General features: G+C 68.8%; 21 protein-coding genes and 1 tRNA gene. 8 read left to right on the top strand and 14 right to left on the bottom strand.

Annotated features, from left to right (window positions below; translation table 11 throughout):
- Positions 1–9 precede the first annotated feature (9 nt).
- Complete coding sequence (locus TSB10P1A_RS23295) at positions 10–1,407, top strand: NAD(P)(+) transhydrogenase (Re/Si-specific) subunit beta (RefSeq protein ID WP_186390346.1); 1,398 nt, start codon at positions 10–12, stop codon at positions 1,405–1,407.
- 97 nt (positions 1,408–1,504) lie between these two features.
- On the opposite strand, the gene TSB10P1A_RS23290 is transcribed toward TSB10P1A_RS23295, so the two are convergent.
- The 5 genes from TSB10P1A_RS23290 to TSB10P1A_RS23270 all read right to left on the bottom strand — a co-directional run bounded on the left by TSB10P1A_RS23290 (position 1,505) and on the right by TSB10P1A_RS23270 (position 6,089).
- Positions 1,505–3,484, bottom strand: a complete 1,980-nt coding sequence (locus TSB10P1A_RS23290) for a bifunctional diguanylate cyclase/phosphodiesterase (protein WP_186390345.1) — start codon at positions 3,482–3,484, stop codon at positions 1,505–1,507.
- Positions 3,478–3,972, bottom strand: a complete 495-nt coding sequence (locus tag TSB10P1A_RS23285) for a hypothetical protein (RefSeq protein ID WP_186390344.1) — start codon at positions 3,970–3,972, stop codon at positions 3,478–3,480. The genes TSB10P1A_RS23290 and TSB10P1A_RS23285 overlap by 7 nt, the downstream gene beginning before the upstream one ends.
- A 528-nt stretch (positions 3,973–4,500) precedes the next feature.
- Positions 4,501–4,764 carry a DUF2312 domain-containing protein gene (locus tag TSB10P1A_RS23280; protein ID WP_067218634.1) on the bottom strand — a complete coding sequence of 88 codons (264 nt, stop codon included), beginning with the start codon at positions 4,762–4,764 and terminating at the stop codon, positions 4,501–4,503.
- 176 nt (positions 4,765–4,940) lie between these two features.
- A complete protein-coding gene (locus TSB10P1A_RS23275) occupies positions 4,941–5,246 on the bottom strand; it encodes a DUF1244 domain-containing protein (RefSeq protein ID WP_186390343.1) in 306 nt (101 codons plus the stop codon).
- Positions 5,247–5,276: 30 nt separating this feature from the next.
- On the bottom strand, positions 5,277–6,089 hold the full coding sequence (locus tag TSB10P1A_RS23270) for an N-formylglutamate amidohydrolase (protein WP_186390342.1): 813 nt from the start codon (positions 6,087–6,089) through the stop codon (positions 5,277–5,279).
- Positions 6,090–6,281: 192 nt separating this feature from the next.
- Between TSB10P1A_RS23270 and TSB10P1A_RS23265 the strand changes: the two genes are divergently transcribed.
- The 4 genes from TSB10P1A_RS23265 to pyk are packed head-to-tail and all read left to right on the top strand — an operon-like array spanning position 6,282 to position 10,512.
- Entirely contained in the window at positions 6,282–7,238 is a 957-nt protein-coding gene (locus tag TSB10P1A_RS23265) for a DMT family transporter (RefSeq protein WP_186390341.1), read from the top strand.
- Complete coding sequence (locus TSB10P1A_RS23260) at positions 7,235–8,551, top strand: glycerate kinase (RefSeq protein WP_186390340.1); 1,317 nt, start codon at positions 7,235–7,237, stop codon at positions 8,549–8,551. Before TSB10P1A_RS23265 ends, TSB10P1A_RS23260 begins: the two co-directional genes overlap by 4 nt.
- Before the next feature lie 33 nt (positions 8,552–8,584).
- Positions 8,585–9,079: a DUF1036 domain-containing protein gene (locus TSB10P1A_RS23255; RefSeq protein ID WP_244293230.1), complete on the top strand. Its 495-nt coding sequence runs from the start codon at positions 8,585–8,587 to the stop codon at positions 9,077–9,079.
- On the top strand, positions 9,076–10,512 hold the full coding sequence (gene pyk, locus TSB10P1A_RS23250; protein ID WP_186390339.1) for a pyruvate kinase: 1,437 nt from the start codon (positions 9,076–9,078) through the stop codon (positions 10,510–10,512). Before TSB10P1A_RS23255 ends, pyk begins: the two co-directional genes overlap by 4 nt.
- Before the next feature lie 15 nt (positions 10,513–10,527).
- Here pyk and TSB10P1A_RS23245 read toward each other — a convergent pair whose 3' ends face one another.
- The 5 genes from TSB10P1A_RS23245 to cpdR all read right to left on the bottom strand — a co-directional run bounded on the left by TSB10P1A_RS23245 (position 10,528) and on the right by cpdR (position 13,539).
- Positions 10,528–11,598, bottom strand: a complete 1,071-nt coding sequence (locus TSB10P1A_RS23245; protein WP_186390338.1) for an alpha/beta fold hydrolase — start codon at positions 11,596–11,598, stop codon at positions 10,528–10,530.
- Positions 11,599–11,663: 65 nt separating this feature from the next.
- Positions 11,664–12,329, bottom strand: coding sequence for a tetratricopeptide repeat protein (locus TSB10P1A_RS23240; RefSeq protein WP_186390337.1), 666 nt, complete (start codon positions 12,327–12,329; stop codon positions 11,664–11,666).
- Positions 12,330–12,457: 128 nt separating this feature from the next.
- On the bottom strand, positions 12,458–12,583 hold the full coding sequence (gene ykgO, locus TSB10P1A_RS23235) for a type B 50S ribosomal protein L36 (RefSeq protein WP_029059454.1): 126 nt from the start codon (positions 12,581–12,583) through the stop codon (positions 12,458–12,460).
- A 270-nt stretch (positions 12,584–12,853) separates the two neighbouring features.
- Positions 12,854–12,928: transfer RNA gene (locus tag TSB10P1A_RS23230), tRNA-Val, on the bottom strand.
- Between the two features lie 251 nt (positions 12,929–13,179).
- Positions 13,180–13,539 (bottom strand): cell cycle two-component system response regulator CpdR, encoded by a 360-nt coding sequence (gene cpdR / locus TSB10P1A_RS23225; protein ID WP_067218617.1) that lies wholly within the window; start codon positions 13,537–13,539, stop codon positions 13,180–13,182.
- A gap of 305 nt (positions 13,540–13,844) precedes the next feature.
- On the opposite strand from cpdR, the gene TSB10P1A_RS23220 reads away from it, so the two are divergent.
- Both TSB10P1A_RS23220 and hisN read left to right on the top strand, forming a co-directional pair.
- The gene (locus TSB10P1A_RS23220; RefSeq protein WP_186390336.1) at positions 13,845–14,735 is read left to right on the top strand and encodes an N-formylglutamate amidohydrolase; all 891 of its coding nucleotides are present in this window, start codon (positions 13,845–13,847) and stop codon (positions 14,733–14,735) included.
- Positions 14,736–15,285: 550 nt separating this feature from the next.
- A complete protein-coding gene (gene hisN / locus TSB10P1A_RS23215; protein WP_186390335.1) occupies positions 15,286–16,116 on the top strand; it encodes a histidinol-phosphatase in 831 nt (276 codons plus the stop codon).
- 19 nt (positions 16,117–16,135) lie between these two features.
- Here the strand turns inward: hisN and TSB10P1A_RS23210 are convergent, their stop codons facing one another.
- Both TSB10P1A_RS23210 and TSB10P1A_RS23205 read right to left on the bottom strand, forming a co-directional pair.
- Positions 16,136–17,095 carry an alpha/beta fold hydrolase gene (locus tag TSB10P1A_RS23210; protein ID WP_186390369.1) on the bottom strand — a complete coding sequence of 320 codons (960 nt, stop codon included), beginning with the start codon at positions 17,093–17,095 and terminating at the stop codon, positions 16,136–16,138.
- 175 nt (positions 17,096–17,270) lie between these two features.
- Complete coding sequence (locus tag TSB10P1A_RS23205; protein ID WP_186390334.1) at positions 17,271–17,648, bottom strand: hypothetical protein; 378 nt, start codon at positions 17,646–17,648, stop codon at positions 17,271–17,273.
- A gap of 291 nt (positions 17,649–17,939) precedes the next feature.
- Between TSB10P1A_RS23205 and TSB10P1A_RS23200 the strand changes: the two genes are divergently transcribed.
- Positions 17,940–18,401, top strand: coding sequence for an Hsp20 family protein (locus tag TSB10P1A_RS23200; protein ID WP_186390333.1), 462 nt, complete (start codon positions 17,940–17,942; stop codon positions 18,399–18,401).
- Positions 18,402–18,532: 131 nt separating this feature from the next.
- Here the strand turns inward: TSB10P1A_RS23200 and TSB10P1A_RS23195 are convergent, their stop codons facing one another.
- Positions 18,533–18,991: a hypothetical protein gene (locus TSB10P1A_RS23195; RefSeq protein ID WP_186390332.1), complete on the bottom strand. Its 459-nt coding sequence runs from the start codon at positions 18,989–18,991 to the stop codon at positions 18,533–18,535.
- A 141-nt stretch (positions 18,992–19,132) separates the two neighbouring features.
- Positions 19,133–20,167: a low specificity L-threonine aldolase gene (locus tag TSB10P1A_RS23190; protein ID WP_186390331.1), complete on the bottom strand. Its 1,035-nt coding sequence runs from the start codon at positions 20,165–20,167 to the stop codon at positions 19,133–19,135.
- Between the last annotated feature and the right edge of the window lie 38 nt (positions 20,168–20,205).

The following is a 20,205-nucleotide window of genomic DNA, read 5'->3' as shown; positions in this document are numbered from 1 at the left end:
CCGGACACGATGCTTTCCGCCAATGTCACCGCCGTCCTCTATGTGGTTTCGGCTGTTCTCTTCATCCTGGCGCTGCGCGGGCTGTCCAGCCCGGAGACCTCGCGCCAGGGCAACCTGTTCGGCATGGTCGGCATGGCGATTGCCATCGTCACGACCCTGCTGACCGCCGCACCCGGCTTCAGCGGCCTGGCGCTGATCGTTGCCGGCCTCGCCATCGGCGGCGGCGTCGGCGCGGTGATCGCCCGGCGCGTACCGATGACGGCGATGCCGCAGCTCGTCGCCGCCTTCCACTCGCTGGTCGGCATGGCCGCGGTGCTGGTCGCCGCCGGCGCGCTCTATGCGCCCCAGGCCTTCGGCATCGGCACGGTCGGCACCATCCACGGGGCCAGCCTCGTCGAGATGTCGCTCGGCGTCGCCATCGGTGCGATCACCTTCACCGGCTCGGTCATCGCCTTCGCCAAGCTCGACGGACGCATGTCCGGCGCGCCGATCCTGCTGCCCATGCGCCATGTCATCAATGGCGGTCTGGCGGCGCTGATCGTCGTGCTGGTCGCCGTCTTCGTCGCGACCGAGAGCCACACCGTGTTCTGGATGATCGTCGTCCTGTCGCTGGTCTTCGGCGGCCTGATGATCATCCCGATCGGCGGCGCGGACATGCCGGTCGTGGTGTCGATGCTCAACTCCTATTCGGGCTGGGCGGCGGCCGGCATCGGCTTCACGCTCGGCAACATGGCGCTGATCGTCGTCGGCGCGCTGGTCGGCTCCTCGGGCGCGATCCTGTCCTACATCATGTGCAAGGGCATGAACCGCTCCTTCATCTCCGTCATTCTCGGCGGCTTCGGCGGCGAGACCGCCGCGGCCGGCGGCGGCGGGGCGGACGACCGTCCGGTCAAGCAGGGCTCGGCCGAGGACGCGGCCTTCATCATGAAGAACGCCGCCAAGGTGATCATCGTGCCGGGCTACGGCATGGCGGTGGCCCAGGCGCAGCACGCCCTGCGCGAGCTCGCCGACACGCTCAAGGAGGAGGGCGTCGAGGTCAAATACGCCATCCACCCGGTGGCCGGCCGCATGCCCGGCCACATGAACGTGCTGCTGGCCGAGGCCAACGTGCCGTATGACGAGGTCTTCGAGCTGGAGGACATCAACTCCGAGTTCGCCCAGGCCGACGTCGTCTATGTCATCGGCGCCAATGACGTCACCAACCCGGCGGCGCGCGACGATCCGTCCTCGCCGATCTACGGCATGCCGATCCTCGATGTCGACAAGGCCGGCACGGTGCTCTTCGTCAAGCGCGGCATGGGCTCCGGCTATGCCGGCATCCAGAACGAGCTGTTCTTCCTCGACAAGACGATGATGCTGTTCGGCGACGCCAAGAAGATGACCGAGGGCATCGTCAAGGCGCTCTGACCGGCCAAGCGATCCTGAAACGAAGACGGCGCGTCCCTGGGGGCGCGCCGTTTGCGTTTCTCGGTCCGGAAGTGAGAGAAGAGAGAGAAGCGCGCGATCAGGAGCGCTGCTGCAGCAGCGGCGTTTCCCTGACCGGGCGGTGCTGCGCCTCGATCTCCTCGCAGAAGGCCGGGATGCCGCTTGCCGCCATCGGCCGGGCGAACAGGAAGCCCTGCACGGTCTGGCAGCCGGTGTCGCGGACGAAGCGCAACTGCTCTGGCGTCTCGATGCCCTCGATCAGGGTCTCGGCGCCGAGCGTCTCGGCCAGTTGCAGGATGCCCTGCACGATGCTGGCGCGCAGGCGTTCGTCGCCCTCCAGCACGAAGGAGCGGTCGATCTTCAAGACATCCGGCTTCAGCCGCATCAGATAGGCGATGTTGGAATAGCCGGCGCCGAAATCGTCGAGCGCCAGCCGGACGCCGAGCTCGGCAAGGTCGGCGAGATTGGCCGCGACCTGCGCGTCGTCGATCAACAGCACCCCTTCGGTGATCTCGATCTCCAACTGCCGGACCATGAGGCCGTGGCGGGCCAGCGCCGCCGCCACCTGCGCGGCCAGACCGGGGCTCTGGAAGGTGCGCGGCGACAGGTTGACCGACACCCGGATCCGCCGTCCCAGCGCGTTCCAGGCGGCGGCGGCGCGGCAGGCCGCGTCGATCACGAAGCCGTCGAGGTCGACGATCTGGTCGCCTTCCTCCAGGATCGGAATGAACAGTCCCGGCGGGATCACCGTGCCGGTCGCCGCATCGCGCCAGCGCACCAGCGCCTCGGCGCCGATCACCGTGCCGCGCCCGAGATGGATCTGCGGCTGGAACTCCAGGAACAGGTCGCCGGCCGCCAGCGCCTGCGGCAGCGACGCGCGCAGGGCCTCGGCGCGGTCGCGGCGATCCGAGATGCCCGCCTCGTAGAACACCTGGCGGCCACGGCCGCGCGCCTTCGCTTCATAGAGGGCGGCATCGGCGGCGACCATCGTCTCGTCGATCGTCGCCCCGTGATCCGGCCACACCGCGATGCCGCAACTGAAGCGCAGCGGGATCGTCTCGCCCTTAAACACCAGCGTCGGCGGCTCCGCCATGCGCGCGCCGATCAGCGCGGCGAGATCGTCGCGCCCGTCCTGGCCGAGCGCCAGCGTCACCACGAATTCGTCGCCGCCCCAGCGCGCGACGATGCCGCGATCCCCGAAATGCGCCACCAGCCAGTCGGCCGCCGTCTTCAGCAGCGCATCGCCGGCCAGATGGCCATGCCGGTCGTTGACCGCCTTGAACCGGTCGAGATCGAAGATCAGCAGGGCATGCGCCGGCACCGGCCCGGCGGCGGTCGTCTCCCTCGCCCATTCGGCGAAGCCGCGCCGGTTGGCAAGCCCCGTCAGGCTGTCGCGGCCGCTGGCGAGCCGCAGTTCGGCGACGATCCGCCGGTTGCGCCATTGCAGCGCCAGCGAGATGAAGGACAGGACCAGCAGCATGGTGACGCTGCCGATCACCTCGAACCAGGCGCCGGCGGTATTCTCCGCCCGGATCTTCAGCGCTTCGTCGATATCCGCCTCGACGCCGCGCATGTAGTCGCCGGTGCGGCGCACCAGGTCGGCACTGACGCGGCGCAGGCGGATGAGCGCGTCGTCATCGAGGGGCGTCTCGCCCGAGGCAAGCTTGTCCAGCCCGTCGAGCAGCGCCCAGGCGACCGGCGCCACCTTGGAATCGGGCTCGACCAGCGGTCCCCGGGAGAGGCCGGCCAGAACCTCGAAGCGGATGTGCAGATGGTCGGCAGCGGTCGAAATGATCTGCCGCGCTTCCGGCGATGCGGCGTCGACGCGCAGCGCCTGCAGGATGCCGTCCACCTGCGCCACCTCGGCGAAGGTGAACCGCATGTGGCGCACCATATGCTGCCCGGCATCCGGCTCCGGCTGGTTCAGCGTCGCGACGCCGCGCAGCGCCACCAGCGTCGCCACCACGCAGGCACAGGCGACGGCTGCCACGATCAGCCACGGATGCACCGGGCGGAGCAGGGAGAGTTGGGAAAGGATCCGTCTTGGACCGTTCACCATTCGATCTCGGCGATCAGCCAGACGCTGCGGTCGATATAGGCGCGTGCGTCCAGTTCCGGATAGCGGACGATGGGATAGATGATCCGTGCCGGACCGCGCCGGCGCACGGTCAGCCGCTCCTGGCCGACGCGCGTCGCAACGACGATGGGCCAGCGCTCCCAGTCCTCGCGCGGAATGTCGGCCGAATAGCCGTCGGAGGCGCGCACGATCAGACCGCTCGCCTCGTCGGCGCCGATCATCCGGACGAGATCGGACAGGAGAACCCCCTGAAAGGTGGTCATCGGCTCATCGGGACTGGCGCGGCCCTCGATCTCGACCATCGGCAGGCGCTCGATCTCCTCGATCGCCAGGTCTCGCGTCGCTCCGCCCTGGGTCAGCAGGATATGCCCCGCCGCATCGGCGGGGGCCACGCTCGTGGCCTGCGCCATCCCCGCCAAGGCGAGAAGCGCGGCGCCAAAAAGAGCTGCGAACATCCGTGCGATCGGCATGCGGTCCTCCCTCCGCCCGGCGTCCGGAAAGGCTCCCTCCGCCTTGCGCGACGCCGCATTCCGCCATTGGAGACCCCTTTGGGTCAGGTCTCGACCCTAGCCTGCGGCCGTGAAGGCAAGCTTAACCAGCCGCCGGAATCTGCAATGCGTCCTGTTTCCCGGCAGTCTCCGGACGGACGCCAGATCCCCGAGAACTGCCGGCAAGCGCATGTTTCTGATGTGGTTTTCGAATTTGAACACAGCCCGGCGGACGCCGCCGAAACGGGGCGCATTTCGAATTCACCACTCCAGCGACACAGTTCCTGCCTTGCCCCGCAGGGTACGGCGCGAACGCAGCCCCGTCAAAACCTCACGGCAGGATAAGGCGATTCGCGGTAAATTACTCGTTATTTATACCTAGTCCCCACCTCGACGCTGCGCGTCGCCGGTCAGGCGGCGGGCGCCGCAGGCAAGCCGAGGCGCGGCCTGCGCGCCCCGCAACGGCCTCCCGGGCGCACCCGGGAGGCATCATTCGGACGGACCTGCCGGTCAGGCGTCGTTGGCCGGGCCGTTCATGCCGAGCGCGTGCATGTAGAGGTCGAGGATCGCGTCCTCCTCCTCGCGCTCGTGCGGCTGCTTCTTGCGCAGCGAGATCACCTTGCGCAGGATCTTGACGTCGAAGCCGGTGCCCTTGGCTTCCGCATAGACATCCTTGATGTCGTCGGAGATCACCTTCTTCTCTTCCTCGAGACGCTCGATGCGCTCGACAAATGCACGCAACTGGTCGCCGGCGACGCCGCCTGGATCGGACATGGGTACTCGTCTCCTTCATGGATGCGGGCGGCACGGCCCGCGGGATCGGGGTGATGGAACGGAGCCGGGAGGCGGGCGCCTCCCGTGATGCCGATCTGCATGCGCGGAAAATCGGGCGGATGCAAGACCGGGGAACGAAGACGGAACGATATTCACATGGGGGGAGCTGCGCCCGATCACTCGTGCGGGCGGGCCTTTTCGAAGGCGGCCTGCTGCTCGGCGCTCGCCTCGTTCTGGTAGAGATCCTTCCACTGCGCATAGGGCATGCCGTAGACGATCTCGCGCGCGGTCTCCTTGTCGAGCGGCACGCCCTTCTCGTTTGCCGCGTCCAGATACCAGTTGGACAGGCAGTTCCGGCAGAAGCCGGCAAGGTTCATCATGTCGATGTTCTGCACATCCGTGCGCTTGCGCAGATGCGAGACCAGCCGGCGGAACGCCGCCGCCTCCAGTTCCGTGCGCATTGCCTCGTCGATGTCAGCCATGTCCGTCTCCTCTCTCGCAGCTCTGCCGGCTCAGTCGCAGCGCGATCCGTAATGGCGGATCGTGTTGAGGTCCGGCACCTCCGCCAGGATCTTTGCCACCAGCGGCACCAGCCGCTGCGTCCAGGCTTCGATGCCGGCCGCATCCGCGATCAGGTCCTGGCGGACCTCCAGCAGCGCATGCGCCAGGCCTCGCGCCGTACCATGCCGGTACATGCAGTCGTTCTTCAAGGCCCCGTCATAGGGCTCGTTGTCGCCCACCACCAGATCGGCATCGGCGCGAAGTGCGTCAAGCAGCGGCAACGCGAAACGCGGATCGCGGTCCCACAGGATGCCCGCATGCCAGGGCCGCGGCACGCCGCGCCACACCGGCGTGTAGCTGTGGATCGACAGGATCGCCGGGGGATGCCCGTCCGCGATCGCCGCATCGATCTCCGCCGTGATCGCCGCGTGATAGGGCCGGTGATAGGTGACGAGCCGGTGCGCCCGCTCGGCCGCGTCGTGGCTGGCATTGCCGGGCACCACCGATCCGTCCGACAGGCGCATCACCAGCGTCGGGTCGTCCTCGCCCCGGTTCGGGTCGATCAGCAGCCGCGAATAGGTGGTCATCAATGCCGGCGCGCCGAAGGCCTGCGCCAGTCCCAGCGTCAGCTCGCGCACGCCGATGTCATAGGCAATGTGGCGCGAAAATTCCGATGCCGGCAGGCCGAGCGAGCCATAGCGCGCCGGCAGGGCGTTGCTGGCATGGTCGCACAGCAGCAGCAGCCCGCGCGAGCGGTCGCCCTCGATCTTTTCGAACGGCGTCTCGTCGGGGGATTTCGGGGCAGCGAAAAGCGTCTCGGCCATCTCGGTTCCGTTTGCGGGATTGCGGCCCCGCTGTGCACCATATCCGGCGTCCGCTTTCAACCGCATTTTCGCCTCTGCTCGCGATAAGAGCTATCAGCGATTTCCGGCGAGACAGGCCGGCAACGGATGCCTAATCTTCGCCAGGCCCGTTTGCCCGGACCATCCGAACGCTTCCCCGAAAGACCGCAAGGCATGACCACCGCCCCCGCCCCGCTCGCCGCCGCTCCCGACCAGCGCCTCCTTGCCGCCTTCCTCGCGCTGCTCGCCGGGGCGATCGCCATGGGCGTGTCGCCGGTCTTCGTGCGTTTCGCGGATGTCGGCCCCTTCGCCAGCGCCTTCTGGCGCGCCGCCCTCGCCCTGCCGCTGCTCGCCGTCTGGGCGCGGATCGAGCGGCCCGCAGGCACCGCCGCCCCGCGCTGGAACAAAGCGACGCTCGCTGCCGGCGTGCTCTTCGCCGGCGACCTGTTCTTCTGGCACCTGGCGATCATGAACACCACCGCCGCCAATGCGACGCTGCTGGCGACCCTTGCCCCGCTCTGGGTGATGCTGGCCTCCGGCGCCCTGCTCAAGGAGCCGGTGACCCGCGCCATGGCCCTTGGCCTTGCCGCCTGCCTCCTCGGCGCCGCCCTGCTCGTCGGCAGCAGCTTCGCCTTCGCGCCCGAGCGCCTCCTCGGCGATCTCTACGGCCTCGCCACCTCGGTGTTCTTCGGCAGCTACTTCATCGCCATGCGCTTCGCCCGGCGCGGCAGCACCGGCATGACCCCCGGCCTCCTGGTCTATCGCAGCTCGCTCGTCACCGCCGCCGTGCTCTTCGTCGTCGCCCTGCTGCTGGAAGAGACGATCCTCCCCGCCTCGCTGATGGGCATCGCCATGCTGGTCGCGCTCGGCGTCTTCAGCCACGCGCTCGGCCAGGGCCTGCTGGCCTTTGCCCTCGGCACCCTGTCGGCCGGCTTTTCCGCGCTGGTGATCTTTCTCGAAGCCGTCGCCGCCGCCGCCATGGGCTATCTCTTCCTGGCCGAGAGCATCGGCCTTGCCCAGGCCCTCGGCGGCGCCGTCATCCTTGCCGGCATCTACATCGCCCGTCCGCGCGCGCCCGTTGCCGCGCCGGCGGCCCCCGCAACGCCAGACCCTTTCAGGACGCCGCAATGACCGACATCCCCGCCAGACGCGCCCTGCTGCAGGAGCTGTTCGCCGCCGCCGTCGATGCCGCCCGCGCCGAGACCTGCCTGCCGCCGCATCTGCCCGCCCCTTCCGACAGCGGCCGCATCGTGCTGCTCGGCGCCGGCAAGGCGGCCGGCGCGATGATGCAGGTCGCCGAACACCACTATCGCGAGGCCCACGGCCTCGGCCCCGACCGGCTCGTCGGCCTCGGCGTCACCCGCCATGGCTACGGGCAGGAAACGCAGTTCATCGAGCTGATCGAGGCCGGCCACCCGGTGCCCGACCGCGCCGGCATCGACGCCACCCGCCGCACGCTCGAACTCGCCGCCCAGGCCCGTCCCGGCGATCATATCGTCGTGCTCCTGTCCGGCGGCGGCTCGGCCAACTGGATCGCCCCGGTCGACGGCCTGACGCTTGCCGACAAGCAGGCGCTGACCCGCGCGCTGCTGCGCTCCGGCGCCACCATCGAGCAGATCAACACCGTCCGCCGGCATCTCTCCCGCATCAAGGGCGGCCGCCTTGCCGCCGCCCGGCCTGACGGTGTGCCGATGACGACCCTCGCCGTTTCCGACGTGCCGCGCGACGAGCCCATCGCCATCGCCTCCGGCCCGACCGTGCCCGATCCGACGACGCTGGCGGATGCCCGCGCGCTGGTCGCCCGTTATGCGCCGGATGCGCCCGAAAACGTCCACCGGGCGCTTCTCGATCCGGCCAACGAGACGCCGAAGCCCGGCGACCCGCTGTTTTCCGGCACCCGCTTTCAGATCGTCGCCCGCCCCGCCCTGTCGCTGGAGCGCGCTGCGACCATCGCCCGCGCCCGCGGCTTCGAGCCGGTGCTGCTCGGCGACAGTCTGGAGGGCGAGGCGCGCGAGGTGGCGGGCGACCATGCACGCATGGCCCGCGAGATCGCGGCCGCCGGCCGCCGCACCGTGCTGCTGTCGGGCGGCGAGCTCACCGTGACCATTCGCGGCGACGGGCATGGCGGCCCCAATCAGGAATATGCCCTTGCCCTCGCCCTGGCGCTGGACGGGGCGCCCGGCATCGCCGCGGTGGCCGGCGATACCGACGGCACGGATGGCGGCACCGGTTCGGCAGATGATCCGGCCGGCGCGCTTGTCGACGAGACCACTCTCGCGCGCGCCGCAAGGTCAGGTCATGATGCCGCCGCATTTCTGGAGAGAAACGACAGCACCGGCTTCTTCGAGCGACTCGGCGATCTGCTGAGACCTGGACCGACCTATACCAACGTCAATGACTTCAGGGCCGTCATCATTGACAAGGCGGAAGCCGGTCAGCCATAAGATGACGCGCAAAGTCGTGGCACGAGAAATCGAATGATGCAAAAAGCCGAGAGGCAGCGGCGAACCACGGCAGTCGGAACGATCGGGCGGGGTCTTGCATCCTGCGGCGCGGCAGCGCTTGCCCTTGTCGCCCTTGGCCTTCTCACCGCGCAACCGGCCCAGGCCGAGCTTCGTCTGTGCAACAAGACCGAAAGCCAGGTCGGCGTTGCCATCGGCTATCGCGAGGAGGCCGACTGGGTCACCGAGGGCTGGTGGAACCTGCCGGCAAATTCCTGTGAAACGTTGGTGGCGGGCTCGCTCGTGTCACGTTTCTATTATATCTATGCGGTGGATTACGATCAGTTCGGGGAATGGGGCGGCCGCGCCTTCATGTGCACCCGCGAGAAGGAATTCACCATCCGGGGCATCGATGACTGCGTCGCGCGCGGCTTCGAGCGAACCGGATTCTTCGAAATCGATACGGGCGAGCAGACGAGCTGGACGGTTCAGCTCACCGAGCCCGTGCAAGGGGGGACAGGCGGACAATGAAGCGTGACAGGCGGGTCAAGATTCTTGCGACACTCGGACCCTCCTCCTCGGATCCGCAAACGATCGAGAAGCTCTACACCGCCGGTGCCGATGTCTTCCGCATCAACATGAGTCACACCGACCACCCGCGCCTGCACGCGCTGGTGGCGATGATTCGCGAGATCGAGACGAAGGTCGGCCGTCCCATCGGCATCCTCGCCGACCTGCAGGGACCGAAGCTGCGCGTCGGCACTTTCGAGGGCGACGCGGTGATGCTGGAGAACGGCGCCGGCTTCACCCTCGACAGCGACCCGGCGCCCGGCAACGCCGCCCGCGTCCACCTGCCCCATCGCGAGATCCTGGAGGCGCTCGAGCCCGGCCATCGCCTGCTGCTCGACGACGGCAAGATCCGCCTGCGCGTGACCTCCTGCGACCGGACCAGCGCCGAGACGGTGGTCGAGGTCGGCGGCAAGCTGTCCAACCGCAAGGGCGTCAGCGTTCCCGATACCGAGATCCCGGTCGGCGCGCTCACCCCGAAGGACAGCAAGGACCTCGACGCGGCGCTGGAAGCCGGCGTCGACTGGATCGCCCTGTCCTTCATCCAGCGCCCGGACGACCTTGCCGAGGTGCGCAAGGTGACGCGTGGGCGTGCCGGCATCCTCGCCAAGATCGAAAAGCCGCAGGCCATCGACCGGCTGTCGGAGATCATCGACCTCTCCGACGCGCTGATGGTCGCCCGCGGCGATCTCGGCGTCGAGATGCCGCTGGAACAGGTGCCGGGCCTGCAGAAGCAGATCGTCCGCGCCTGCCGCCGCGCCGGCAAGCCGGTGGTCGTCGCCACCCAGATGCTGGAATCGATGATCACCGCCCCGGTGCCGACCCGCGCCGAGGTCTCCGACGTCGCCACCGCCGTGTTCGAGGGTGCCGACGCGGTGATGCTCTCCGCCGAATCCGCTGCCGGCCAGTTCCCGGTCGAGGCGGTCGCCACCATGGACCGCATCGCCCGCCAGGTCGAGCGCGACCCCAACTATCGCGGCATCATCCACGCCCAGCGCCAGGAGCCGGAGCCGACCGGCGCCGATGCCATCGCCGCCGCCGCGCGGCAGATCGCCGAAACGCTGAACCTCGCCGCCGTGGTCTGCTACACCACCTCCGGCGCCACCGGCCTGCGCGCCGCGCGCGAGCGCCCCTCCGTGCCGGTCATCGTCATCTCGCCGGTGCTGTCGACCGCCCGCCGCCTGTCGCTGGCCTGGGGCCTGCACTGCGTGGTCTCGGACGATGCCCGCGACGAGAACGACATGGTCGACCGCGCCTGCCAGATCTCCTTCCAGCAGGAACTGGCCAAGCCCGGCCAGCGCATCATCACCACCGCCGGCGTGCCCTTCGGCACCCCCGGCTCGACCAACATGCTGCGCATCGCCTTTGTCGGCAGCGACGGTCGCGGCGGGCTCTGAGCCACGTTCAGGGGCTCACTCGCTCGCAGCAGCAGCTTTCGACGGGACGGCCCTGGCCGTCCCGTTTTCGTTTCGGCTGCCCTCCCCGTCCCATCCCGCCTGCGGGAAGGCCAGTGCCACCACCTTGGCGATCTCCGCCAGCACCGCGTCGGTGCGCGTGTGGTGCGGCATGTGGCCGGCGCCCTCCAGCGTCACCAGCCAGGCATTGGGCAGGTCCCGCACCAGCCCGTGCGAATGGATATGCGGATAGACGACGCCGTCCGTCTCGCCGGTGATCACCGCCGCCGGCTGGGCGATCTCGCGGTAGCGCGGCACCGCCGCCTCCACCTCGCTCTTCAGGAAGGCGACGTCCCGCGCATTCGCCCGGAAGCTCTGCGGGCGGAACAGCAGCGGCAGGCCCAGCCGCTCGGCATAGGTCTGCGGCACCTCGCCCGGGCGGAAGACGCCGCCCATGGCGGTCGGCGCGACCAGCGCCGCGCCGAACGGGGCGAGCGTTGCGGAAAACACCGTGCCGGCGACCGGTAGCGCGGCCGCGTCGTAATACCAGTTGACGCCGCCCGGCCAGGGATGGGTGGCCGGGGCCAGGAACACCAGCCCGGCGACGAGGTCCGGGCGGGCAAGTCCAAGCTGCGCCGCCACCGCCCCGCCCCAGGAATGGCCGACCGCCACCGCCCGCCCGATGCCGAGACTGTCGGCCAGCCCGGCGATCAGCGCCGCCTGGGCCGAAGGGCGGTGCATGTCACCGCCGCCGCGCTGCGAATGCCCGTGGCCGGGCCGGTCGACGAAGACGAGCCGCGCGGGCCTCCCCTTCTCCGCCGGCCATTCGCTCAGCGGCCCGGCCAGCGCCATATGCGGATCGCGCAAGTTGGCGCTCGCCCCATGCACGAAGACCAGCGCCGGGTCGCCCGCCCGCCAGCCGTCGGGGCGCAGGTCGACATAGTGCAGCCGCACGCCGTCTATCTCGGCAAAGGCCCCGATCGGCGGATAGCGCGCCTCCGCCTCGCGCCCGCGCAGCTCCGCCAAGAGGGCAAGGCCGGAGAGCAGCAGCGCCAGCGCCGACAGCAGGACAAGGGCAAGGGTGGGCATGGGCGGGCGGATCCGGCTTTGCGAAGAACGGGCGACAGGGGAAAGGGCGGGTCCGCGCGGCCGCGTCAGATCGGCGAACCGGCCGCCGCCTTCTCCATGTCCTCGACCGCTTTACGCGCGTTTTCGCTGACCGGATGGATCCTCAGCACCTGGCGGAAGGTCTCCAGCGCCTCGTCCCTCCGCCCGATCCGCCGCAGGATGATGCCAAGGCCGGACATCGCGCCCCAGTGGCGCGGCTCCAGCGCCAGCACCCGCTCGATATCGACCATCGCGCCGCCGAAATCCTCGCGCAGATAGTTCACCGTGGCGCGGCGGTTCCAGGCTTCGGGGAAATCGGGGGCGAGCCGCACCGTCACGTCGAGCAGGTCGAGCGCCAGCGCATAGTCCTTGGCCTGCATGGCGGCGCCCGCACGCATCATCAACAGGTCGACCGTGGCGCTGCCCGAGCGCGACCAGATCCGCTGGATGCGGCCGACCAGCGGGCGCGCCTGCTCGTCGCTGGTAACCTTGGCAAGTTCGGTGAACAGCCCGTCGAGCTCGTTTCTCGGCGTCTCGGTCTCCGTCACCGCCGGAGCCGGGCCGGAAGGCGGCTCGATCTCCGTCGTCGGCGCGTCGAGATCGTCGAGCGAGGGCGGCAGCACCTCGGGCGGCAGCACGTCCGGAGACAGCTCCTGCGCAAGCGCGGAGGCTCCGAAGCACACAAGGAAGCAGGCAAGCAGAAACGATCGCATTCAGGGAGTATGTCGCCCTGGATGCGATCGTCAATGGCATCAGCAAAAAGTGAAAGCGGTCAGGCCACTACGCCGTCGCCCGAGGCGTCCGCAGGGACGCGGGGCGATCAGCGGCCGGCCGTCGCGACTCAGCCCTGGCGGGCCTTGAAGCGCGGCGCCTTCTTGTTGATGATGTAGACGCGGCCCTTGCGGCGAACCATGCGGTTGTCGCGATGACGGCCCATCAGCGCCTTGAGCGAATTCTTGATCTTCATCGTCTCGTCTCCGTCAACGGTGCCACGTTGGCGGCGGCATCCTCATGTTGCACCGTGCCACGCGGGCCCGGCTGTCTGCTTGCGGACGAAGAGGCCGTGAGGCCCCGCGTCCCACCCGGCGGATCCGCCGTCGTCGCGCTGGTTCGACAAGAACCGCGCGCCGGGGGCGATGCCCGATCCGCGACGGCAGGCGGCGTGATGCAGCGCTGCCATGGCGGACGGTTGCCGGGCTGTGCCGACCGCCTCGCAATCTCGGCGGTCCGGCGAAGATGGTGGGCGTGACAGGGATTGAACCTGTGACCCCTACGATGTCAACGTAGTGCTCTCCCGCTGAGCTACACGCCCGAAACTTTTCGGTTCCGGCAAGCCGCCGATGTCGACCCAGCAAGCCGCCGATGGCGACAAGGCGTCGAAATCCGGCAAATTGCCGTGGTCCGGCAGGAAGCCGGAAACCCGACGCCGACGGGACGGCGCGGTGGGATGCGATATAGCGGGCTTCGATTTTCGGTGCAAGCCCTTCTCGCAAACTTAATTGCCCGCCCGCGCGCCCGCTCCATGCGCGGTGGAAAACCTGTTGAGAGCCGGCAGCAGGCCGCTCAGGCGGCCAGCATGCGCTCCACTTCCAGCACCAGGTCCTTCAGGTGGAACGGCTTGGACAGGACCTTGGCATCCTTGGGCGCCTGCGAGTCCGGGTTCAAGGCCACGGCGGCGAAGCCGGTGATGAACATCACCTTCAGGTCCGGGTCGAGCTGGGTCGCCCGGCGGGCCAGTTCGATCCCGTCCATCTCCGGCATGACGATGTCGGTCAGGAGCAGCGAGAAGGGCTCCTCGCGCAGGCGCTCATAGGCGCTCTTGCCATTGTCGAAAGAGACGACGTCGTATCCCGCCTTCTGCAGCGCCTTGGCGAGGAAGCGGCGCATGTCATTGTCGTCTTCCGCAAGTAGGATCCGTGTCATTCGTCGCTTCCGTTCCGCTTCGCCTGGCGAATCTGCCGATCTTGCGCGCGCCCAACTTGCGCGCATCCGGTCTGGCGCATCCGGTCTTGCGCATCCTCGGACGGGCAGACGCGGGAGGTTCGCCCGAAGATCCCGTTTTGGCACATCTTTCGGATCGTTATAAGGCCGAACGACGGTAAACATCCAGTGAAAGCGGCGTCCCGCCGGTCGGGCGCATCGGTTACCCACCGCCCGTGTGGACATTAACGCCGATTCGGGGGCAAATAGGGAAGTTTGACGAAGATCGTCCGGCGGAGAGCATGCCCATGCAGGTCATCAGCGGGTTTCAGGAGACGCCGCCTTTCGACGTTCTGCAGCCTGCCGAGCAGTCCGCCCCCTTCGTCTTCAACTCCCCCCATTCCGGGCGGCATTACCCCCTTCCCTTCCTGCAGTCCTCGCGGCTCGACGCCTTGGCGATCCGCCGCTCGGAGGATGCCTTCGTCGACGAGCTCTTCGCCGGCGTCGTCGATCTGGGGGCGCCGCTCCTGTGCGCCCGCTTCCCGCGCGCCTATCTCGACGTCAACCGCGAGCCCTACGAGCTCGATCCGAAGATGTATGAGGACCGGCTGCCGCCCTATGCCAACAGCCGCTCGATCCGCGTCGCCGGCGGGCTCGGCACCATCGCCCGCGTCGTCGGCGAGGCGCAGGAGATCTATCGCGAGCGCCTCCCCGTGCGCGAGGCGCTCGACCGCATCGAGACCATCTACAAGCCCTATCACCAGACCCTGCGCCGCCTGCTGGCGCGCACCCATGTCGCCTTCGGCCATGCGGTGCTGATCGACTGCCACTCCATGCCCTCGACCATCCGCACCAGCGACAATGGCCCGCGACCCGACTTCATCCTGGGCGACCGCTACGGCACCAGTTGCGCCCGCTCGGTCATCGACCAGGCGAGCGACATCCTGCGCGGCATGGGCTACACGGTGGCGCGCAACAAGCCCTATGCCGGCGGCTTCATCACCGAGCATTACGGCCGTCCGGCCAAGGGCCTGCACGCCCTGCAGGTGGAGATCAACCGCAGCCTCTACATGGACGAGGCGCGCACCGACCGCAGCTCCGGCTTCGCCGAGCTTGCCCGCGACCTGCGCCGCTTCTGCGAGGAGCTGGTGGCAGGCAGCGATGCCGATCTCGCGCCGGACGCGCTGGCGGCCGAGTAAGCCTCCCCCCGACCCTTTCCCCTCGCCTTCCCCGACCCGTTCACGTCGACCTAGGGACGACCGCGCCTGCGGCAGCCGGAAAGCCGCGCAGAAAAAAGGGCCGCTCTCTTGCGAGGCGGCCCGAGTCTAGGGAGGAAACGCCCAAGGAGGGCGGCGCGACATGGCAAGCCATATCGCACTGCAACAAGTTTCCATCGCGACGCACAAAAGTCAAGCCACCCGGTCGAATTTTCTCCGAAAAAATCCGGAGCTCATGAAATTTATATAAATATTTCAAATAGATAGCTATTGATAAATCCCCTTGAATAATTCGTCGCACCCCCTGCCGCGGCGTGTTCTTGCCGGTCCGGTTCTGCATAAAATGCTGCCATACGGCGACCTGCCTCATTTTAAGGCAGCGACTCGGCGCGGCCATCCGGCGGCAGCGTCGCTTTCCGGACATTGCCCGCCGCCCGTTCACAGGCTATTGCGGGCAGGGCGGCGCCGTCGTGGCGCCGCGCCCCATCCGTGCACCTCGACCCGCTAGTCGCCCCCGCAAGGAACCGACCCGATGCCCCATTCAGGTCCCCAGCCTGGCCCTCTCCCCGAAAACCTTCTGTCCGAAGACCTTGCCGCTTTCGCCGATGACCTGTGCCGCGCGTCGGCGGCGGCGATCCTGCCGCATTTCCGGGAAATCCTGTCGGTGGAAAACAAGATCGCCGAGGGCTTCGATCCGGTGACGGTTGCCGACCGGGCCGGCGAGGAGGCCTTGCGCGCCCTGATCGAGGCGCGCTTTCCCGATCACGGCATCCTTGGCGAGGAGCATGGCAGCGTCCGTCTCGATGCCGAGCATGTCTGGGTGCTCGATCCGATCGACGGCACCCGCGCCTTCATCTGCGGCCTGCCCACCTGGGGCACCCTGATCGGCGTGACGCGCGCCGGCCGGCCGGTCTTCGGCGTCATGGACCAGCCTTATGTGGCGGAGCGGTTCCTCGGCGACGGCGAGGCCGCCTGGCTGGTCAACCGCGACGGCCGCCGGCCGCTTGCCACCCGCCCCTGCGCGGACCTTTCGCAGGCGATCATGTGCACCACCCATCCGGGCCTGTTCCAGGGCGCCGAGCAGGCGGTCTACCGGCGGATCGAGGGCACCGTGCGCACCGCCCGCTACGGCACCGACTGCTACGGCTATTGCATGATCGCCAGCGGCCAGGTCGACCTCGTCATCGAGACCGGCCTGCAGCCCTATGACATCGTCGCGCTCGCGCCGATCGTCGAGGGCGCCGGCGGGGTCGTGACCAACTGGAGCGGCGGCTCGCCGGCCGCCGGCGGCCAGATCGTCGCCTCCGGCGATCCGGCCCTGCACGACAAGGTGCTGGAGATCCTCGCCTCCGCCGCCGTGTGAGGCAGCGGCTCGCCTGGGCTCAAAGGCTCCAGGCGCCGGCCGGCTCGCCGTCGCTGACGAAGGCGTCGAAGGCGGCCAGGAACTGGTCGCGGTGGAAGTCGTCTTCCATCAGCAATTCGTGGCGGGCCCCGGCGATCTCGACATAGCGGCAGGAGCGGGTCTGGCGGGCGAAGCGCTCGCTGGCCCGCGGCGAGACGACCTGGTCGCCGGTCGAGGCGACCAGCAGCACCGGCAGTTGCAGCGAGGGGCCGAAATCCGGCTCGAAGAAGCGTTTCATCGCCCGGCAGGCCGCCGCCAGCCAGTCGATGGTCGGCCCGCCGACCTCCAGCTCCGGATGGGCGGAGAGCACCGCCGCGTTGCGGCGGAATCGGAATTCGTCGGAGGTCAGCGGATTGCCCTCGAAGGGGATGTCGAGCCGCGCCTTGCCGCCGGGCACGAAGGCGGTGCCGAAGCCGATCGCCGACAGCACCGCCGACAGCGGGCAGATCAGGCCCTGCGGCAGGCCGACCTTGCCGAGGCCGATCAGCGGCGCCGACAGCACCGCCCGCTCGATGCGGGTGCGCAGCCGCCCGGCCGCCAGCAGCAGCACCGCGCCGCCGGTCGAATGCGCCAGCACATGGTGCGGACCGGGCATCGAGGCGAGCGACACCTTGTCCATCACCGTGTCGAGATCGGTGACGAAATCGGCGAAATCGTCCACATGGCCCCGGTAGGGATTGGCGAGCAGGCGCTCAGACCCGCCCTGGCCGCGCCAGTCGAAGGTGACGACGGCAAAGCCGCGGGCGCGCAGGTCCGCGACGGTCTCGAAATATTTCTCGATGAATTCGGCCCGGCCCTGCAGCAAGGTCACCGTGCCCTTCAGCGGGCTGCGGTCGGGCATCCAGCGCGCCGTGCGCAGGCGGATGCCGTCGGGCGTCGTCACCTGCTGGCAGACCGCTCCGGCCGGCACCGGATTGTCCGGATGATCGTAGAGCTGCATTGCCACCCGCGCCGTGCTCCAGCCTGTCGGCCTTGTTGGCGACGGGAGGGGCCCCGCCGCGTCGGGACAAGTCCAACGATCCCGGTATCTTGACCCATACAGGAGCGCGGCCGCCGGCTCAACTCCGGCGGCCCCGTTTGCGGTCGGCGGACGGGCATCGCGGCCCGCCGAAAGGTCACATCCGGCCGTAGCCGCCCCAGCCGTGGCCGCGGCCGATCGGCGAGCGGCCGACGACCTCGCCCGAATAGGCATCGACCACCAGGCGCTGCGACATGCCGCGATGGCCGCGGGCATGGGCGACATAGACATGGCCCTGCGAGCGCAGGTTGCTGATGTCCCGGTAGCCCTGGCGGTGCAGCCGGTGGACGATCTGGCGCGGGGCGAGCCGCTCATACCGGTAGCCGCGCCGGTCGTGGCCGCGATAGCCGGCGACCTGCAGTTCGATGCTGAGGCCGGCCGACGGGCCGCCGGTGCGGATCTCGAAAGCCTGGGCACTGGGCGCCGCAAGGGCGAGGCCAAGGACGGCGGCGGCGGCGAGAAGCGACTTCCTCATGGATCTGTCTCCTGGTTCGGCGCCTCGGCGCCTGTTGACGATCATGAAGATGCACGGCCCCGCGTGAACCCTCCCGGAAGGCGCCGTTCACCTGCCGTTCAGGTCGAAAATCCGGCCCGCCCGGCCGAGCGCGGGCACCCGGCCGTCCCTCTTGAAAGCCGTTTTCGCCCTCCCCATCTCGTAAGGCGCGGGCGCCACGAACGGGCCCGCGCGCGGTTCCCCTCCCGGCCATGACGGCGGGACACAGCGGAACCGGAACCATCATCTGTTGCTCAACGAGAGGACACACCGATGCGTCACTTCGATTTCAGCCCGCTCTATCGTTCCACCGTCGGCTTCGACCGCCTGCTCTCCATGCTCGACAGCACCAGCGGCCAGGAGACGCCGAGCTATCCGCCCTACAATATCGAGCGCACCGGCGAGAACGCCTACCGCATCACCATGGCGGTGGCCGGCTTCGGCGAAGGTGACCTGACGATCGAGGCGAAGGAGCACACGCTCACCATCAAGGGCGAGCGCGCCCAGGAGGCCGAGGCCGGCGAGGTGCTCTATCGCGGCATCGCCGCGCGCGCCTTCGAGCGCCGCTTCCAGCTCGCCGACCATGTCGAGGTCAGGGGCGCCAGCCTCGAGAACGGCCTGCTGCATATCGACCTGGCCCGCGAGATCCCCGAGGCGATGAAGCCCCGCAAGATCGAGATCGGCAAGGCCGGCCAGAAACAGATCGAGAAGCAGATCGAGGGCAGCACCCACTGACGCTCCCCTGCTGACGATCCGGCACTGACACCCGGCAGGCGGACCCTCGCTATCCCCCCTCGGCGAGAGAGACGCCTGCCCCCAGCGCCCGGCCTTTCCCAAGGCCGGGCGCCTTGCGGTCTGGCAGCCCGTCAGCGCGACAATTCGAACTGGATCTCGATGCGGTTGTAGCCGGCCTTGCCGCCGCGCCAGTCGTGATAGACCTCCCGGCTCTGGCCCGACAGATGGTGCCGCGTCTCGCCGATGGCCCGCAGCAAGGGCGCGTAGCCCTGCGTGAACAGCGTCCGGACCGGCCCCAGATGCAGGGCGGAGGCCACCATGATCGGCTCCAGATGCAGAACCTCCAGCGGGCCGTCATAGGCGGCGGCACCCGCCACCGGCAGGCAGATGCGCCAGTCGAACGCGGTCTTGCCGTCGCGCGGCAGGTTCTGCGCGAGGAAGGTCCATGGCCCCGCCGCCGCAAGACCGGCACGCGCGCGCTCCGCATCGATCGCCGTCGACAGCTCGGCGGCGGCCGATGCCACCTCGGGAATGGTCAGCCTGCGGGCCATCGACAGGACATGCATGTCCTCGGTGGGATGGATCTTCATCGGCAATCGCTCCGGTCGTTTCGCTTGAACCGGCGCGAAGCTAGCCCCGTTCGGCTTTGCGCCAACTCAGAATACGAAAACCGTTTCCAAATTTCCGGCAGGACAGCCGCGCGCGGAGAAAATTCTTCTACGGGTAGCCGCCTATCCCGCGGCGATCTCCAGGAAGCGCGCGACCTCTTCCGTCTTGGTCGCAAACGACGTCACCAGCCGCACGCCGGACGCGCCCTCGCCCGCTTCGATCTCCGGCCATTCGTAGAACGCCGCGCCCGCTTCGCGCAGCCGCGCGATGGTGGCAAGGCTGAGAACCGGGAACACCTCGTTCGCCTCCACCGGATGGGCGAGCGCATGGCCGGACGCCGCAAGCCCCTCGGCAAGCCGGCTCGCCATCGCATTGGCGTGGCGGGCGCTGTCCAGCCAGTGGCCGTTCTCCAGATAGCCGTCGAGCTGGGCGGCGACGAAGCGCGACTTGGAGAACAGATGCCCGGCGCGCGAACGGTGCGCGGCAAGATCGCGCAAGGCGTCCTGGTTGAACACCACGATCGCCTCGGCGCACCAGCAGCCGTTCTTGGTGCCGCCGAAGGACAGGACATCGATCCCCGCCTTCCAGGTCATCTCCGCCGGGCTGCACGCGAGATGCACCAGCGCATTGGCGAAGCGCGCCCCGTCCATGTGGCAGACGAGACCACGTTCCTTCGCAGCCCGCGTCAGCGCCGCCAGATCCTCGAGGCCATAGACCGTGCCGCATTCGCTCGCCTGGGTCAGGCTCACCGCCACCGGCGTGCCGAAGCGGCTGCCGTCCGGGTGCTTGGCCAGTTCGCGCGAGAGGCTGTCCGCCGAAATCCGCCCGTTCCGCGTTTCCACCGGCACCATCTTCATGCCGTGCGAGAAGAACTCCGTCGCTCCCCACTCGTCGCACAGCACATGGGCGATGTCGCTGGTCAGCACCAGCCCGCCCGGCCTTGCGCAGGCCGCCAGGGTCAGCGCATTGGCCGCCGTGCCGGTGGCGGTGAACCAGACCGTGAGGTCGTCCGTCTCGAAGATCTCGCGAAACCGGTCGCGGACCTTGAGGGTGAGCGGGTCCGTGCCATAGGCTGGCGCGGCGCCCGTGTTGTGGCGAAGCATCGCATCCATGACCGGCTGCGAGGCCCCCGCCCAATTGTCGCTGGCGAAGATCATGGCGCGATCTAAGACCGGGACACGCAGCCTTGCAAGCC

The organism is Stappia sp. TSB10P1A (assembly GCF_900185725.1).
In the GTDB taxonomy this organism is placed as follows: Bacteria; Pseudomonadota; Alphaproteobacteria; order Rhizobiales; family Stappiaceae; genus Stappia.
Note: the sequence above shows the minus strand (reverse complement) of the source record. Positions and strands in the feature narration are given on the sequence as shown.